The organism is Conexibacter sp. JCM 18997 (assembly GCF_055391915.1).
In genome coordinates this window covers 1,700,950-1,716,800 of sequence record NZ_AP043885.1, presented here as the reverse complement: position 1 = coordinate 1,716,800, position 15,851 = coordinate 1,700,950, and the positions used below count along the sequence as shown (strand labels likewise).

Here is a 15,851-nt window from a genome sequence, read left to right as displayed (position 1 = left end):
GCACATGGACGCGGATCTGCTGCTCTACCTGGTCGTCGGCGTCGCGCTGGCCTTCGACTTCACCAACGGCTTCCACGACACCGCCAACGTCGTCGCCACCTCGATCTCGACGCGGGCGCTGCGCCCGCGCGCCGCGATCGCGATCGCCTCGATCCTGAACTTCGTCGGCGCCTTCCTGTCGCTGCAGGTCGCGGCGACGATCGCCAGCGGCATCGTCGATGCCGACGCCGTCTCGCTCAGCGTGATCTTCGCCGGCCTGGTCGGCGCGATCGTCTGGAACCTGGTCACCTGGTACGTCGGGCTGCCGTCGTCCTCGTCGCACGCGCTGATCGGCGGCGTGGTCGGCGCGGTCCTCGCCTCCAGCGGGCCGAGCGCGATCATCGGCGAGGGCCTGCTGGGCAAGGTCATCATCCCGGCGCTGGTCGCGCCGGTGCTGGCCTTCTGCGTCGCCGGCGTGGGGATCATCATCGCCTACCGGGTGGTGGGGCGGCAGCGCCCGGGACCGGTCACCCGCGGCTTCCGTCTGGGCCAGATCGTCTCCGGCGGGCTGCTGGCGCTGGCCCACGGCACCAACGACGCGCAGAAGACGATGGGCGTCATCACGCTGGCGCTCGTCGCGCACGGGACGCTGGGCGCTGAGAACCCGCAGGTCCCGACCTGGGTCGTCGTCTCCAGCGCGACGGCGATCGCGCTGGGCACCTACTCCGGCGGCTGGCGGATCATCCGCACGATGGGCAGCCGGATCATCAAGATGGACGCCGCGCAGGGCTTCACCGCCCAGGGCGCCGGCGCCGCGGTGATCCTGGCCGCCACCCACGCCGGCTTCCCGCTGTCGACCACGCACGTCATCTCCGGCGCCGTGATGGGCTCGGGCGCCGCCAAGCGGCTCTCGGCGGTGCGCTGGGGGGTGGCCGGGAACATGGCCATCGCCTGGGTGCTCACGCTGCCCGCGGCGGGCGCGACCGGCGCGGTCGTCTACGGCTTCAGCACGCTCTTCGGGTCCGGCGTGGCCGGGCCGCTGGTCGTGGCCGCGCTGCTGGTCGCCGGCCTGATCTGGCTGTACATCGCTCGCACGCGCGAAGGCGTGCCGGTCGAGGCGATCTGATGTTCGCCTCGATCATCGACGGCGACGCGCTGCTGCAGGTCCTGTGGGTCAGCGCGGTGTCGGGCATCGGCCTGACGCTGGTGTTCTCGCTGGCCATCGCGGGCGGCGCGCGGGCCGGGCAGGCCCGCCGGGCCGGCGGGCGGGGCGCGACCATCGGCTGGTACGCGTTCACGGCGGTCTGCGGGGTGCTGTGCGTCGGCGCCGTGGTGCTCGCCGTCACGGTCATGCTGTCCAAATGAGACAAAGAGGTGTTTGCCCCGGCGCGGGGCTTGGGTAGCGGAACCTTGAAGCACCCGAGGGGAAGTCATTCGGCGACATACCCCCAGCTGACCCCTCGGGCTGACGAGCGAGCAGGGCGGAACACCTCATCGCTTGTCCCAAGGCGCCCGGCGAACAGCCGGGCGTCTGTCGTTTGCGCACAGGTTGGGAAGGACCCTCGAGGGTGCTGGCGAAACACCCCCTCGCGATGAAGCGTGCGGCAATGACCACGGCGACCCCTCTTCCGTACGAGGGCTCCCGTCACCAGACTCTCTCGGCCTACATCCAGGCCCGCTTCGACGAGTTCTCGCGCTCCCAGAAGGACGTCGCGCAGTACATCGTCGATCACCTGGACGAGGCGGCCTTCCAGACCGCGGAGGAGCTCGCGCGGCGCGCGAACACCTCCAGCTCGACCGTCGTGCGCTTCTCGCAAGCGCTCGGCTTCGAGGGGTTCCCCGAGCTGCAGGGGGCCGCACGCGAGGAGTACCGCCGCGCGCACGCCACGCCGGCGCCGGCCGCGGGCGGGCCCGCCGCGCCGCTCTTCTCGCTGGACCAGAACGAGTTCGAGACCGCGCTGGCCGCCGACCACGTCAACGTCGAGGAGACGGCCCGCAAGACGTCGCGCTCCGACGTCGAGGCCGCGATCGACCTGATCGCCGCCGCACCGCGCGTCCTGATCGCCGGCACCGATCAGATGGCCTTCTTCGCCTCCTACCTGCGTCACCTGTTGTCCCTGCTGGACCTGCGCGCGGAGATCGTCGCGTCGCCGTCCCAGGAGGCGCTGGGCCGCCTGGCCCGCATCGACGAGCAGACGCTGGTCATCGGCCTGTCGGCCGGCCGCCCGCACCCGCTGGTGGTGCGCGCGATGAAGCTGGCCCGCCACCGCAAGTCGCGGACGATCGCCATCACCGACGCGACGCTCAGCGAGGTGGCCAAGCTCGCGCAGATCCGCCTGTACTACTCGAGCAACTCGCCCGCGTTCGTGCGTTCGCACACCGCGCTGCTGTCGATGATCCAGGCCTTGGCATACGGGGTGTACAGCCGCGACGCCGCGCAGTATGCAGACCGCATCAAGGCGTTCCGCCTGAAGTAGTCGAGGGCTACAGTGGGAGGTCGTATGCGAGACGAATCGACCTTCCGCGTCAAGGCCGGCCTAGCCGAGATGCTCAAGGGCGGCGTCATCATGGACGTCGTCACCCCCGAGCAGGCGAAGATCGCCGAGGATGCCGGCGCTTCGGCCGTCATGGCCCTCGAGCGCGTCCCCGCCGACATCCGCCGCGACGGCGGCGTCGCGCGCATGAGCGATCCCGAGATGATCAAGGGGATCCAGGAGGTCGTGTCCATCCCCGTGATGGCCAAGGCGCGCATCGGGCACTTCGCCGAGGCGCAGGTCCTGCAGGCGCTCGAGGTCGACTACATCGACGAGTCCGAGGTCCTGACCCCGGCCGACGAGGCCCACCACATCGACAAGTGGGCCTTCCAGATCCCGTTCGTGTGCGGCGCGACGAACCTCGGTGAGGCGCTGCGGCGCATCTCCGAGGGCGCGGCGATGATCCGCTCCAAGGGCGAGGCCGGCACCGGCGACATCGTCGAGGCCGTGCGCCACCTGCGCTCGATCCGCGGTTCCATCCGCAAGCTCGGCACGATGGACGAGATGGAGCTGTTCGCCGCCGCCAAGGACCTCCAGTCGCCGCTGGACCTGGTGCGCTCGGTCGCGCAGGCCGGTGAGCTGCCGGTTCCGCTGTTCTGCGCGGGGGGCATCGCCACCCCGGCCGACGCCTCGCTGGTCATGCAGCTGGGTGCCCAGGCCGTGTTCGTGGGCTCGGGCATCTTCAAGAGCGACGATCCGGCGCCGCGCGCGCGGGCGATCGTCGAGGCGACCACGCACTACCTCGACGCCGATCGCGTGGCCAAGGCCTCCGAGGGCCTCGGGCCGGCGATGGAGAGCCTCGAGACGCGCAAGCTCGACGAGTCGCAGTTGCTCGCCGGGCGTGGCTGGTAAGCCGCTCCTGATTGGCGTTGTCGCGCTGCAGGGGGGCTTTGCCGCCCACGGGCGGATGCTGCGCGCGCTCGGTGCCGAGGTCCGCGAGGTGCGCACCCCGGCCGACCTGGACGGCCTCGACGGGCTGGTCTGGCCCGGGGGCGAGTCGACGACGATGACCCTCGGGGTCGAGCGTGAGGGCCTGGCCGAGCCGCTGCGTGAGCTGATCGGCGCCGGCACGCCGGTGTTCGGCACGTGCGCGGGGATGATCATGCTCGATCGCGCCCACCTCGGCCTGCTCGACGTGACCTGCCAGCGCAACGCGTTCGGACGCCAGCTGCACTCCTTCGAGGCCGACCTCGACCTGCCCGGGATCGCCGGTGGCCCGCTGCGCGCCGTGTTCATCCGCGCGCCCTGGGTGACCGAGCTCGGCGCCGACGTGACGGTGCTCGCGCAGGTCGACGGGCACCCGGTCGCGGTGCAGCAGGAGGACATCCTGGCGGTGGCCTTTCACCCCGAGCTGTCCGGTGACGAACGGCTGCACGCTCGTTTTCTGCAGATCGTGGAGGATGCGCGCCGCGCGAGTTAGGGTGCGGGCATGGAGCGTGCGCCGGGGACCGTTGCTCTGCTCGACGCGATCGTGGCCCACCTGCCGGTCGGCCTCGGCTTCTGGGATCTGGAGCTGCGGCTGCGCCACGCCAACGACGCGCTGACCGTCATGTCGCGCGCGGTCGGCGAGGTCGATGCCGGCGGGTCGACGCCACCCGAGCTGCTGGGGGAGATGGGCGAGGAGCTCGAGCGGCTGCTGGCCGGGGTGCTGGCCACCGAGACGCCGATCGTCGCGCGCTCGATCCACGGCACGACGCCCTTCTCCGGCGACGAGACGCTGGAGTGGGTCGGCGCCTACTACCCGGTGTTCCGCGAGGACGGTGCGCTGCTCGGCGTGGCCGGGCTGTTGCGCGAGTCGACCTCCGTGCGGCCCGCCGCCGATCTGCAGCGGGCGCTGCAGGAGGCGCTGATCGCCCGCACGGAGGCCGAGACGGCGCGCGCGCGGACCGCGTTCATCGCCGAGGCGGGCGCGCGCATGACCACCTCGATGGACGCGACCCAGGCGCTGCGCCGGTTGGCTCGCGCGGCCGTGCCCGAGGCGGCCGACTGGTGCACGATCTCGATGGTCGACCGCGAAGGGCGCCTGGAGCCGGTGGCCGTCGCGCACTGGGACGAGGGGCAGGAGGCGGCGCTGTGGGCGATGGTCGCGCGCCGGCCGCTGCACATCGACGACGCGCACGGGCCCGGCCAGGCGCTGCGCACCGGCGAGCCGGTGCTGGATGAGATCGTCGACGAGGCCGCGCTGCGCGCGATCGCCCACGACGAGCGCCACCTCGATCAGATCCGCCGGCTGGGCGTGACGTCCACGCTGGTCGTGCCGCTGCGCTCGCCGCAGCGGCCGATCGGGACGATCACGCTGGCCTACTCGGGCTCCGGCCGGCGCTACGCGGCCGAGGACGTGACGATGGCCGAGGCGCTGGCCGCGTGGGCCGGCCTGCACGTCGAGAACGCGCGGCTGTACACGGAGCGCTCGCTGATCGCCACGACCCTGCAGGAGGGGCTGCTCCCCGCGGCGCTGCCCGAGGTCCCCGGTGTCGACCTCGCCGTCCGCTACCGCGCGGCTGGCGAGGAGAACCAGGTGGGCGGCGACTTCTACGACGTCTTCCCGACCCGCGAGGGCCGCTGGGCGGCGGTGATCGGCGACGTGTCGGGCAAGGGCGCCAGCGCGGCCGCGCTGACCGCGCTGGCCCGGCACACGCTGTTCGCCGGCGCGCTGCGGGGCGACGACGTGGTCGACAGCCTGCGCCTGCTCAACGACGCGATCCTGCTGCGCACCGGCGGGTCCGGCGGCACGCACTTCTGCACCGTGGTGATGATGGAGCTGTCCCGCGACGAGCGCGGCTCCGTGCAGGTGCGCATGGCCAACGGCGGCCATCCCGCGCCGCTGATCCTGCGCATGGACGGCACCGTCGAGGACACGCGCTCGGGCGGCACGCTGATCGGCGCGGTCGAGCAGCCCGAGCTGCAGGCCCAGGAGGTGCGCTTGCGTCCGGGCGACCTGCTGGTGGCCTTCACCGACGGCGCCACGGAGCTGCGCGGTCTGGAACCGGACGCCGGCGAGCGCGTCCTGCGCGAGTGCCTGGCCGCGCACGCCGGCGCGACCGCCACCGCCGTCGCCTCGGCCATCGAGCGGGCGATCGTCGCCGCCGCCGGGGGCGAGCTCAGCGACGACCTCGCCGTGCTGGTGCTGGGCCCGGGACTGACCTGACCGGTCGCTCGCGCGCGCGTGCGCGGGGGTGGGCGGAGAAATCCGCGACTGTCACGGAGAACTCCGCCAACGTCCGCGCGTCCGTGCGTTGGGTCAGCACGATCGCGGCCGCCGGTGCTCGGGGCTCCAGCTGGGTGGTGAACGTGAGCGAACCCGTCGCGGCATCATCCCCTGAACCGCGGCGGGTTGGCGCGACCGATGAGTTCCCGCCACGGTGGCGTCTCACCGCACATGAGCTACCACCTCCACACCATCACCGAGCAGGAGTTCGGCGCGCTGACCGAGCGCCACCGCCGCGAGCTGCACGTGCACTGCTACCGGATGGTCGGTTCCTTCGAGGAGGCCGACGATCTGGTCCAGGAGACCCTGCTGCGGGCCTGGCGCGGTCGTGCCGCGCTGGAGCGCGACGAGTGGTTCCGGGCCTGGCTGTACAAGATCGCCACCAACGCCTGCCTGGACGCGATCAAGCGCGACGGGCGCCGCGTGCCCTCGTTGGGCTCCATGCGCGAGCTGCCCTGGATGCAGCCCTATCCCGACCGGCTGCTGGAGGAGGTCGCGCCCAGCGACGAGCAGCCCGACACGGCACTGGTCCAGCGCGAGACGATCGAGCTGGCCTTCCTGGCGGTCATCCAGCTGCTGCCGCCCCGTCAACGGGCCGTGCTGATCCTGCGCGACGTGCTCGACTGGCCGGCCGCCGACGTGGCCGAGCAGCTCGACATGCCGATCGCCGCGGTCAACAGCGCGCTGCAGCGGGCCAAGGCGACGTTGCGCGAGCAGCTGCCCAGCAGCCGGCGCGACGAGTGGATCACCCCGGACGTCAGCGAGACCGAGCGGGTCCTGCTCGACGCGTTCATCCGCGCGCACGAGACCGCCGACGCCGACCTGGCGTTGTCGGTGTGCACCGACGACATCCGCGTGACGATGCCGCCGATGCCCTACCTGTACGAGGGCCGCGAGGCGATCATGCCGCTGCTGACCGACGGCCTGACGCGGCCCGGCGAGTGGCGCCTGGTGCCGACCCGGGCCAACCGCATGCCCGCGGCGGCCTGCTACCTGCGCGCTCCCGCCGACGACACGTTCCGCGCCTTCAAGCTCGACGTGCTGTGGATCCGGGGGAGCCGGATCGCCGAGATCACGACGTTCGGCGCGACGCTGTTCGAGGCCTTCGGCCTGCCGCTCACCCTCGCAGACGGGTGAGCGCGCGAGCCTGGGCGGCGTCGGACTCGGGGTGCGTGTAGAAGGCCAGGTGCGTGCCCTCGGCCAGCACGATGGTCTGCGCGCCGGGGATCGTCGCGGCGGCGAATTCGTCGAACTCGGGCAGGACGTCGGAGTCGGCGTCGCCCCAGACCAGCAGCGTCGGCTGGGTGATCTGGTCGAGCTCGAGCGAGTCGATCGCCGCGAACTGGGCGTAGTCGTTCTCGAAGCCGGCGCGGCGCTCGGGGCGTTCGCTGACCGACGCGTCGAGATCGAGGACGAACTGGCGCTTGACCGGATCGGCGAAGACCTGCTCGGTCTGCTCCTTGATCTGCTCCTTGGTCAGATCGCCCTCGGCGGCGATCGTCGAGGAGATCAGCGACTTCGGGGCGTGCAACGCCATCGCGTGCATCAGCCAGTTGCCGAACCTGGTGCGGAACATCAGGCGGGAGGTCACGTCCTCCTTGGGCGCGTCCAGCTGCTTGCTGACCGCGGCCAGCGACACCAGCGCGGTCACGCGCTCGGGGTGGCGCACGGCCAAGCGGTAGCTCGACGGCCCGCCGCCCGACCAGCACAGGACGCCGACGGAGTCGATGCCCAGCGCGTCCAGCAGCGCGGCGTGCAGGTCGGCCTGCTGGTCGATCGTCTCCCGGCCTTCCAGCGGCGTGCCTAGGTACCCGGGCCGCGACGGCATGATCGCCTGGAACTCGTCCTCGGGCAGGAAACCGGCCATCGCCTCGGCCTGGTCGTGGCCACCGGGTGTGCCGTGGACGACGAGCACGGGGCGACCCTGGCCGCGCGTCACGTACTCGACGGGACCCAGCGGCGTATCGGCGATCTCGCTCATGCCCCGGAACCTTATCTACAGATCTGCCAATAAGAAACCGCGCGGACGAATGGCTCGTTCTGCGATGGTGGGCGCACGACCATGGATCGGTTCCTCTCGATCGCTGCCCTCTGTGCGGCGATCCTCATCATCACGGCGGGCAGCGCTCAGGCGGAGATCGACCCGGCCACGATGGCCGAGCTGCAGGCGCTGGAGCACGAAGCGGAGGTGGCGATGGACCGCACCGAGCTCGGCATGGTCGCGCCGCCCGAGCCGATCGCCGGGGAGTGCGTCGACGGCGTCTCCCACTTCGCCTCGTCCCCGCTCGAGGTCGGCCAGCTCCAGGAATGCGGTCCGCCACCGGCCGATCCGACCCCCGCGCTCGAGGAGGCCGGAGCGCTGCTGGGGGAGCTCGAAGCGGAGATCGAGGTGTTGCAGGAGGACGCGAAGCGGGCCGACGACCTGCTCGGCCAGCTCAACGGGGGTCCGGCGGCCCCGGTCGGACCGACGCCGATCTTCATCACGTCGCTCGCGCTCGTCCCCGCGTTCCTGCGGCCGCTGTTCACCGCGTACCTCAACGACCTCTCCTTCATCGCGCAGACCTTCGCCCAGGTGTTCCGGGTGGGGCCGTTCAGCGGGGATCCCTTCGACCCGCCCGAGGGCGCGCTGCGGGCGGGACCTCCGGGGGCGGTCGCGGCGGCCCACAAGCTGTCGCGGGCCGAAGCGTGGGCGCGGCTCGTGGCCATCCGCGGCCGACTGCGCGTGCTGACGGGCCACTCGACGCCGCGCGCCCCGACCGTTCGCCTGCGGGCCAAGCGGCGCGAGCCGGTTCTGGTGTTCGGCTGCCAGGCCGAGCGTTGCCCCGTGGCGATCCGTCCGGTCCTGCAGATCGGGCGCGACCGCACGCGCCTGCCGACGCAACGGCTCACGGTGAAGCACGGCCAGCGCGCGGTCGTCCGCGAGGCGCTGAGCCCCGATCAGCTGCGGGCGGTGCGTCGCGCCGGGCGGGGAACCCTGGCGCTGACGATCGTCGCCGGCGGCCAGGTCGAGACCGTGCACGTGCAGCTCACGCCGTAGGATCCGGCCGATGGCGGAGAGCGGATACCAGGCACCTGGCTGGTTCACGAGCAACGTGTTCAACCCGCTGGTCGCGCTGCTGACCCGGATGGGCATCAGCCTCGCGGGCTCCCGGGTCCTGGAGGTGCGCGGCCGCAAGAGCGGCGAGCCCCGCCAGGTGCCGGTCAACCTCCTGGTCTTCGAGGGCCGGCGCTACCTCGTCGCGCCGCGCGGCAACACCCAGTGGGTGCGCAACCTGCGCGCCGCGGGCGATGGCCGCCTGCTGGTCGGCAAGCGCGCCGAGACGTTCACCTGCACCGAGGTCCCCGACGACGACCGCCCGCCCATCCTGCGCGCCTACCTGAAGCGCTGGAAGTGGGAGGTCGGCCAGTTCTTCAAGGGCGTCGGCCCCGACGCCTCCGACGAGGAGCTGCGGCGCATCGCGCCCGACCACCCGATCTTCCTGATCAGCGACTGAGCGTCTGCTGCAGGCCCTCGCGCAGCGGGCGGTGCGTGTAGCCGAGCTCGGCCTCGGCCTTCGCGCTGGTCATGCGGATCGCGACGCCGTCCGAGGTCTTGATCAGCTCGCCCAGGTTGGGCGGGAACCCCATCAGCTTGCCGACGAGCGGGCCGAAGGGGACGCCGGCCTTCATGACGATCGCCGGCATCGTGCCGCGCGGCGGCCGGCGACCCGAGAGCTCGGACACCGTCGTGACCAGCGTGCGCATGTCGGCCAGCTCGCCACCCAGGACGTAGGTCTCGCCGAGCGTGCCCCGGTCGAGCACGGCGACCAGGCCGGCCGCGAGGTCGTCGACGTACACGTAGCTGACGACGAAGTCCGGGAACAGGAAGAGCTTCATCTTCCCGGCCCGCGTCTGGTCGATGATGTTGCCGACCTCGGAGGTGTCACCGGCGCCGTAGACCGCGCCCGGCTGCGTGATCATCACCGGCGCGCCCGCGGCGATGCGGGCCAGGGCCACCTGATGGGCCTGGTACTTCGTCTCGTCGTAGGCCGACAGGAAGCCTTCGGACAGGTCGCGCTGGTAGCCCTCGGTGGCCACCGTGTCGCGCGTGTTGCCGAACACGTTCCCGGTCGAGACGTGGACGATCCGCGTCGCGCCCGCGGCGATCGCCGCGTCCAGCACGCGTTCGGTCCCGCGCACGTTGGCCTCCCACAGCGACTCGCGCTCCGCCGCCGGAACGCCCACCCGGTAGTCGGCGGCGATGTGCAGCACGCCGTCCGCGCCGGCCACACCCTGGGCGATCGCGGCCTCGTCGGACAGGTCGCCAACGACCACGGTCGCGCCGGCCGCGGCCAGCGGCGACGCCTTCTGGGCCGAACGGGCGAGCACCACGACCTCGTCGCCGCGGGCCAGCAGCAGGTCGGCCACTCGGCCACCGATGAACCCGGTCGCACCGGTCAGGAAGATCCGCATGGCGCGGAGCCTATGCGCGGGCGTCGAGCACTGCCACGCCGACGACGGCGAGCGCGGCGATCACCACGAGCGCGAGCACGAGGAACGCGATGATCGTCCAGGCGCTGCGCCGTCGGCGGGGCGTTTCGACCGCGAGCTCCTGGAGGTCGAACGCGTCGTCGGGCAGCGCGTCGAACTCGTAGGTCTCCTGCCGCTCGGCCGCCGCCACGTGGGTGACCGTCGGCTCGGGCGCGTACTCGTAGGGCTCCTCGTCGAACGGCTCGGGGACGAAGTCCTCCGGCGGGGGCTCGTCGGTGAGCACCGCGACGGGCGCGGACTCGAGCTCGGCCTGCGCGGCGATCTCGGTCTCGACGGGAGGCGACGGCTCGACCGCGACGGCGGGCTGCACCTCGCGCGGCCCGCCGACCGACGGCGCGGCGTGCAGCAGCGCCTCCATGATGGCTCGCGACGCGAACGGCACCGGCGGCACATCGGGCGCCTGGCGGTAGGCCCGCTCGCCCGCGCGGAAGCGCGCCTCGGCCGCCGAGCAGCCGGCGCAGCGCGTCACGTGGCGGCTCAGACGGGCCTGGTCGGCGTCGGTCAGCTCGTCCTCGGCGCGCGCGGCCAGCAGCTCGGGCACGAGCTCGCAGGCCGACGGCGCGGCGCCGCCGCGCAGGCGGGCGCGCAGGGGCACGGCCCGCGGCGCGGCCTCGGCGGCGGCGAAGCGGGTGCCGCGCAGCAGCGTGCGCTCGGGATCGACGTCGTAGGGGTCGTCGGCGCCGACCACCGCGAGGCGGAAGCGGGCGAACGCCTCGGCGGCGACATCGACGGAGCGCCCGGGGCGGGCGACCTGCTCGGCGTAGGCGAGAACGGCGGCGCCGCGACGCGTCGTCAGCCCGCTGAGGGCTGCCGGGTCGCCGTCGCGCACGCCCTCGGGGGTCACGAGGGAGGGCTGGGCGTCTGGCATTGGAGCGCTAGACCCTAAGCAGCGCGTCGGCCAGAACGGCGTCCACCGCGCGGACCGTTCCGTCCCACGTGAACGCCGCGGCGCGGACCAGCCCGCGGTCGCGCAGCCTCGCGTCGCCCAGGGCCGCGATGACCGCCTCGGCGACGAGATCCGGCCGCCGCGGCTCGACCAGCAGCGCCGCGTCGCCGCAGGTGGCTGGCAGGGCCCCGCGCTCGGCGGCGACGACCGGCACGCCCGAGGCCATCGCCTCCAGGCAGGGGAGCCCGAAGCCCTCGTGCAGCGACGGCAGCACGAACGCGCTCGCGCCCGCGTACAGCCCGGGGAGCAGCGCGTCATCGACGTAGCCGAGGTGGCGGATCCCGTCGATTCCGCCCGACGGACCGTGGTGGGCGCGGCGCGATCCGGCGGCCACGAGCTCCAGGCCGCGCTCGGCCAGGGCGGTGGCGGTGGCGCCCAGGACGGCGAGGTTCTTGCGCGCGCCCTCGCCGGCCACGGTCAGCACGTACGGGCGCGCGAGGCCGAGCGCCGCGGCGGCACCGGCCGCGTCGGCGTCCGGGCTGAAGCGCTCGTCGACCCCGCCGGCCACGACGTCGATGGCCTCGGCGTCGACGCCGGTCGTCTGCGCGATCTCCTGGCGCGAGAACTCCGAGACGGTGATCACGCGGACGGCGCCGCGCACGACCGCGGGCAGCGCGCGCTGATGCCAGGCCGCGTACACGGGGGAGAACCACTCGGGGTGGGTGAGCGAGACCGCGTCGTGGACGACGACGACGTTGCCGTCGAAGCGCAAGGGCGCCAGGTTGGCGGGGTTGAGGATCAGCGGCGTGCCCAGGCGCCGGGCCTGCTGGGGCAGGAGCCCCTGCTCCCAGAGCTGGCCGGCCTGGTAGGACAGCGCGCGCGGCGGCTGGGCCACGACGTAGGTCTCCGGGCGTGCGCGCGGGAGCCGCTCGGTCAGCTCGACCGCCCACCGCTCCACGCCGCTCATCTGCCGGCGCGCGGCGGCGCGGGCGTTGATCAGCACCTCGGGCACGCGGGGGAATGTATCGGCGTACGTGATCCTGTACGGTTATCAGCTATGACAGACAGCGCGCCACAGGTCTTCGAACGCCACGCCACCGACTACGACGCCCAGCGCCGTCGCCTGATCCCGCCGTTCGACGCGCTCTACGCCACCGCGGTCGGCGCCCTGGGGCTGCTGGCCGGTCCGCCCAAGCGGATCCTCGATCTCGGCGCGGGCACCGGGCTGCTGTCGCGCTTCGTCGTCCAGGCCCAGCCGCAGGCCGAGCTGACGCTGCTGGACGGCTCGCCGGCGATGCTCGAGCAGGCGCGCGGCACGCTGGGCGACCGCGTGACGTACGTGGTCGGCGATCTCAACGACCCGCTGCCCGAGGGCCCCTGGTGCGCGATCGTCTCCGCGCTGGCCATCCATCACCTCGAGCACGACGACCAGCGCGCGCTGCTGGCCCGCGTCCACGACGCCCTGTCGCCCGGCGGGATCTTCGTCAACGCCGAGCAGGTCGAGGGGCCGACGCCCGCCCTGGCCGCGGTCTACGCCGACTGGCACCACCGCCGCGTGCTCGAGGCCGGCGGAACCGAGGCCGAGTGGGCGGCGGCCGTCGAGCGCATGAAGGTCGATCGCCGCGCGCCGGTGGAGGCCCAGCTCGGCTGGCTGCGCGACGGCGGTTTCGCGGACGCCGACTGCCTGTTCAAGGACCATCGCTTCGCGGTGCTGATGGGACGCAAGGCGGGGTAGCCTCAGACGCGATGAGCGACGACGTCCAGGCCGCCGGCGGGCTCGTGGCGCGCGACGGCAAGGTGCTGCTGGTGCACCGCCCGCGCTACGACGACTGGTCGCTGCCCAAGGGCAAGCTGGACGACGGCGAGAGCTGGGAGGACGCGGCGCTGCGCGAGGTGCACGAGGAGACCGGCGTGCGCGGGCGCCTGCGCGACGAGCTGCCGCCCGTGCACTACACCGACAACAAGGGCCGGCCCAAGACCGTGCGCTACTGGGTGATGGAAGCCGTCGAGGTCCCGGACTTCGCGGCCAACGACGAGGTCGACGAGCTGGCCTGGCTGGCGCCCGACGACGCCGCGCGACGGCTCACCTACGGCCACGATCAGGAGCTCGTGCGCGCCTGGGCCGGGCGGGGCAGCGAGATCGAGCGGAAGTTCCGCGTCAGCGCGCCGCCCGCCGATCTGGACGACCACCCGCGCCACGCCATCGCCCAGGGCTACCTGACCACGGGGCACGTCGAGGTGCGCCTGCGCCGCCGCGACGCCGACACCTTCCTGACCATCAAGTCCGGCGACGGCCTGGTCCGCGCCGAGGAGGAGCTGGCCATCGACGCCGACCGCTTCGAGCGACTGTGGCCGTTGACCGAAGGCCGGCGGATCGAGAAGGTCCGCCATGTGATCACCCACGGCGCCCACACGATCGAGCTCGACGTCTTCAGCGGCCCCAACGACGGCCTGATCGTCGCCGAGGTCGAGTTCGACTCGGCCGACGACGCGCGGGCCTGGCAGGCTCCCGACTGGCTGGGCGACGACGTGACCGACGACCCGGCGTTCCGCAACGCCAACCTCGCGCGATGAGCGCCGCCGTCGCCCTGATCGGCTACGGCCTGGCCGGCGAGGCGTTCCACGCTCCGCTGATCGCCGCCGAGCCCAACCTCGAGCTGGCCGCCGTCGTCACCCGCGACCCGGTGCGACGCGCGGCCGCGGGCGGGCGCTACCCCGGAGTGGACCTGCTCGACAGCGCCGACGACGTCTGGGCCCGGGCCGCCGACTTCGACCTCGTCGTCGTGGCCTCGCCCAACGCCACCCACGTCGGGTTCGCCCGGGCGGCCATCGACGCGGGGCTCGACGTCGTCGTCGACAAGCCGCTGGCCGCGACGGCCGCGCAGGCCGCGGAGCTGACCGCCCACGCCGAGGCGCGCGGCCGGCTGCTGATCCCGTTCCACAACCGGCGCTGGGACGGCGACTTCCTGACGCTGATGCGGCTCGTCGAGCTGGGCGCGCTGGGCGACGTGGCCCGCTTCGAGTCGCGCTTCGAGCGCTGGCGTCCCGAGGTCGACGCCGAGCGCTGGCGCGAGAGCGCGGCACCCGAGGACGCGGGCGGCCTGCTCTACGACCTCGGCGTGCACCTGATCGACCAGGCGCTGTTGCTGCTCGGTCCCGCCACGCAGGTCTACGCCGAGCTGGACCGCCGCCGCGCGGGCGCGCAGGTCGACGACGACGTGTTCGTGGCCATCACGCACGCCGACGGGGCCCGCTCGCACCTGTGGGCGTCGATGATCGCCGGCCACCTGGCCCCGCGGCTGCGTGCGCTGGGGACCGCAGCGTCCTACGTCAAGGAGGGCCTGGATCCGCAGGAGGCCCAGCTGCGCGACGGCCTGACGCCCGCCGACCTGGGGTTCGGCGTGGAGGCGCCGCTGAACTGGGGCGCGCTGCACGCCGGCGAGGAGACCCAGATGATCGAGACCGAGGCCGGCCGCTACCAGGGCTTCTACGCCGGCGTGGTCACGGCGCTGCGGGGCGGCGCGCTGCCGGTCACGCCGCAGGACGCCGTCGCCGCGCTGGCCGTGATCGATGCCGCGCGGGCCTCGGCCGCCGAGGGGCGCGTGGTCACGTTGGCATCCGCAGAACCGGCTTGAGCACCTCGCCGGAGATCGACGCGGCGATCGCCTCGTTGACCTGGTCGAGCTCGAACGGCGCGATCAGCCGGTCGTAGGGGAAGCGCCCGTCGAGGTGCAGCCGGGCCAGCGCGCCGATCAGCCGCTCGCTGATGCCCTCGCCGCCGAGGATCCCCGCGACGGTCTTGCCCCACAGGGTGGTGATGTGGTCCAGCGTGAACGTGGCCTCGGCTGGCGCCCCGCCGATCAGCACGCACTGCCCGCGCAGCCCGACGCTGTCGACGGCCTGGCGCAGCACGGACATGTTCCCGGTGCACTCGAGCGAGTAGTCGGCCGGGCCGTCGCCGCAGATCTCGAAGACCGCCTCGACGGGATCGCTGTCGTTGACGTCGATCGTCTCGGTGGCGCCCAGCTCGCGCGCGATCTGCAGCCGCCCCGCGTGGCGGTCCACGGCGATGATCGTCGTGGCGCCCGAGTTGCGCGCGGCCATCACCGCGGCCAGGCCGACGGCGCCGACCCCGTAGACGACGAGCGACGAGCCCACCTCGGGGCGCAGCTTGTTGAACACCGCGCCCGCGCCGGTGGCCAACCCGCAGGCCAGCGGACCGACGCGCTCCAGCGGGAGCTCGGGCGGCACCTTGACCAGGGTCTTGGCGTCGGTCAGCGCGTGCGTGGCGAACGACGACTGGCCGAAGAAGTGGCTGTGGATCGGGGAGCCGTCCAGCCGGTGCAGCGCGGTCGATCCGTCGGCGCGGGTGCCCCGGCCGACCATCGCCCCGATCTGCACGCAGTAGCGCGGCTGGCCCTCCAGGCAGTTGCGACAGGCGCCGCAGAACGGCCAGCCGATGACCACGGGGTCGCCCTCGACGACGTTGGTCACGCCATCGCCGACCGCGACGACCACGCCCGCGCCCTCGTGCCCGAGCACCCCCGGGAACGGATAGGGGAAGTCGCCCGCCTGGGCGATCGCGTCGGTGTGGCACACGCCGGTGGCGACGATTCGTACGAGCGCCTCGCCGGCGCGCGGCTCGTCGATCTCCAGCTCCTCCACGCGCAGGGGCGCGTGGACCTCCTCGATGGTGGCAGCGGCGACCCTCATG

General features: G+C 73.1%; 17 protein-coding genes. 12 read left to right on the top strand and 5 right to left on the bottom strand.

What is annotated here, in order from left to right:
* The first annotated feature begins 4 nt into the window (after positions 1-4).
* The 7 genes from ACZ5UI_RS08965 (at position 5) to ACZ5UI_RS08935 (ending at position 6,858) form a co-directional block, all read left to right on the top strand.
* Positions 5-1,105, top strand: coding sequence for an anion permease (locus tag ACZ5UI_RS08965; RefSeq protein WP_464196392.1), 1,101 nt, complete (start codon positions 5-7; stop codon positions 1,103-1,105).
* Positions 1,105-1,344, top strand: coding sequence for a hypothetical protein (locus ACZ5UI_RS08960; RefSeq protein WP_464196390.1), 240 nt, complete (start codon positions 1,105-1,107; stop codon positions 1,342-1,344). Before ACZ5UI_RS08965 ends, ACZ5UI_RS08960 begins: the two co-directional genes overlap by 1 nt.
* 242 nt (positions 1,345-1,586) lie before the next feature.
* Positions 1,587-2,456, top strand: coding sequence for a MurR/RpiR family transcriptional regulator (locus ACZ5UI_RS08955; RefSeq protein ID WP_464196388.1), 870 nt, complete (start codon positions 1,587-1,589; stop codon positions 2,454-2,456).
* Between the two features lie 24 nt (positions 2,457-2,480).
* Positions 2,481-3,365 (top strand): pyridoxal 5'-phosphate synthase lyase subunit PdxS, encoded by an 885-nt coding sequence (gene pdxS / locus ACZ5UI_RS08950; protein WP_464196386.1) that lies wholly within the window; start codon positions 2,481-2,483, stop codon positions 3,363-3,365.
* 55 nt (positions 3,366-3,420) lie between these two features.
* Positions 3,421-3,933 (top strand): pyridoxal 5'-phosphate synthase glutaminase subunit PdxT, encoded by a 513-nt coding sequence (gene pdxT / locus ACZ5UI_RS08945; RefSeq protein ID WP_464196384.1) that lies wholly within the window; start codon positions 3,421-3,423, stop codon positions 3,931-3,933.
* A 9-nt stretch (positions 3,934-3,942) separates the two neighbouring features.
* The gene (locus ACZ5UI_RS08940; protein ID WP_464196382.1) at positions 3,943-5,661 is read left to right on the top strand and encodes a SpoIIE family protein phosphatase; all 1,719 of its coding nucleotides are present in this window, start codon (positions 3,943-3,945) and stop codon (positions 5,659-5,661) included.
* A gap of 231 nt (positions 5,662-5,892) precedes the next feature.
* The gene (locus tag ACZ5UI_RS08935) at positions 5,893-6,858 is read left to right on the top strand and encodes an RNA polymerase subunit sigma-70 (protein ID WP_464196380.1); all 966 of its coding nucleotides are present in this window, start codon (positions 5,893-5,895) and stop codon (positions 6,856-6,858) included.
* On the opposite strand, the gene ACZ5UI_RS08930 is transcribed toward ACZ5UI_RS08935, so the two are convergent.
* The gene (locus ACZ5UI_RS08930) at positions 6,839-7,702 is read right to left on the bottom strand and encodes an alpha/beta fold hydrolase (protein WP_464196378.1); all 864 of its coding nucleotides are present in this window, start codon (positions 7,700-7,702) and stop codon (positions 6,839-6,841) included. The genes ACZ5UI_RS08935 and ACZ5UI_RS08930 overlap by 20 nt on opposite strands.
* An 81-nt stretch (positions 7,703-7,783) precedes the next feature.
* Between ACZ5UI_RS08930 and ACZ5UI_RS08925 the strand changes: the two genes are divergently transcribed.
* The gene (locus tag ACZ5UI_RS08925; protein ID WP_464196376.1) at positions 7,784-8,758 is read left to right on the top strand and encodes a hypothetical protein; all 975 of its coding nucleotides are present in this window, start codon (positions 7,784-7,786) and stop codon (positions 8,756-8,758) included.
* A 10-nt stretch (positions 8,759-8,768) separates the two neighbouring features.
* A complete protein-coding gene (locus ACZ5UI_RS08920) occupies positions 8,769-9,215 on the top strand; it encodes a nitroreductase family deazaflavin-dependent oxidoreductase (protein WP_464196374.1) in 447 nt (148 codons plus the stop codon).
* Here the strand turns inward: ACZ5UI_RS08920 and ACZ5UI_RS08915 are convergent.
* The 3 genes from ACZ5UI_RS08915 to ACZ5UI_RS08905 are packed head-to-tail and all read right to left on the bottom strand — an operon-like array spanning position 9,205 to position 12,149.
* Positions 9,205-10,173, bottom strand: a complete 969-nt coding sequence (locus ACZ5UI_RS08915; protein ID WP_464196372.1) for an NAD-dependent epimerase/dehydratase family protein — start codon at positions 10,171-10,173, stop codon at positions 9,205-9,207. The genes ACZ5UI_RS08920 and ACZ5UI_RS08915 overlap by 11 nt on opposite strands.
* A 10-nt stretch (positions 10,174-10,183) precedes the next feature.
* Positions 10,184-11,119 (bottom strand): hypothetical protein, encoded by a 936-nt coding sequence (locus ACZ5UI_RS08910; RefSeq protein WP_464196370.1) that lies wholly within the window; start codon positions 11,117-11,119, stop codon positions 10,184-10,186.
* A gap of 7 nt (positions 11,120-11,126) precedes the next feature.
* Positions 11,127-12,149, bottom strand: a complete 1,023-nt coding sequence (locus tag ACZ5UI_RS08905) for a glycosyltransferase family 4 protein (protein ID WP_464196368.1) — start codon at positions 12,147-12,149, stop codon at positions 11,127-11,129.
* 45 nt (positions 12,150-12,194) lie between these two features.
* On the opposite strand from ACZ5UI_RS08905, the gene ACZ5UI_RS08900 reads away from it, so the two are divergent.
* From ACZ5UI_RS08900 to ACZ5UI_RS08890, 3 genes are read left to right on the top strand one after another with little or no spacing between them, the layout of a single operon-like run.
* On the top strand, positions 12,195-12,872 hold the full coding sequence (locus ACZ5UI_RS08900; RefSeq protein ID WP_464196366.1) for a class I SAM-dependent methyltransferase: 678 nt from the start codon (positions 12,195-12,197) through the stop codon (positions 12,870-12,872).
* A gap of 11 nt (positions 12,873-12,883) precedes the next feature.
* The gene (locus ACZ5UI_RS08895) at positions 12,884-13,711 is read left to right on the top strand and encodes an NUDIX domain-containing protein (RefSeq protein WP_464196364.1); all 828 of its coding nucleotides are present in this window, start codon (positions 12,884-12,886) and stop codon (positions 13,709-13,711) included.
* Complete coding sequence (locus ACZ5UI_RS08890; RefSeq protein ID WP_464196362.1) at positions 13,708-14,772, top strand: Gfo/Idh/MocA family oxidoreductase; 1,065 nt, start codon at positions 13,708-13,710, stop codon at positions 14,770-14,772. Before ACZ5UI_RS08895 ends, ACZ5UI_RS08890 begins: the two co-directional genes overlap by 4 nt.
* On the opposite strand, the gene ACZ5UI_RS08885 is transcribed toward ACZ5UI_RS08890, so the two are convergent.
* Positions 14,744-15,850 (bottom strand): NAD(P)-dependent alcohol dehydrogenase, encoded by a 1,107-nt coding sequence (locus ACZ5UI_RS08885; protein ID WP_464196360.1) that lies wholly within the window; start codon positions 15,848-15,850, stop codon positions 14,744-14,746. The two genes, ACZ5UI_RS08890 and ACZ5UI_RS08885, sit on opposite strands and share 29 nt — an antisense overlap.
* Position 15,851: the final 1 nt, after the last annotated feature.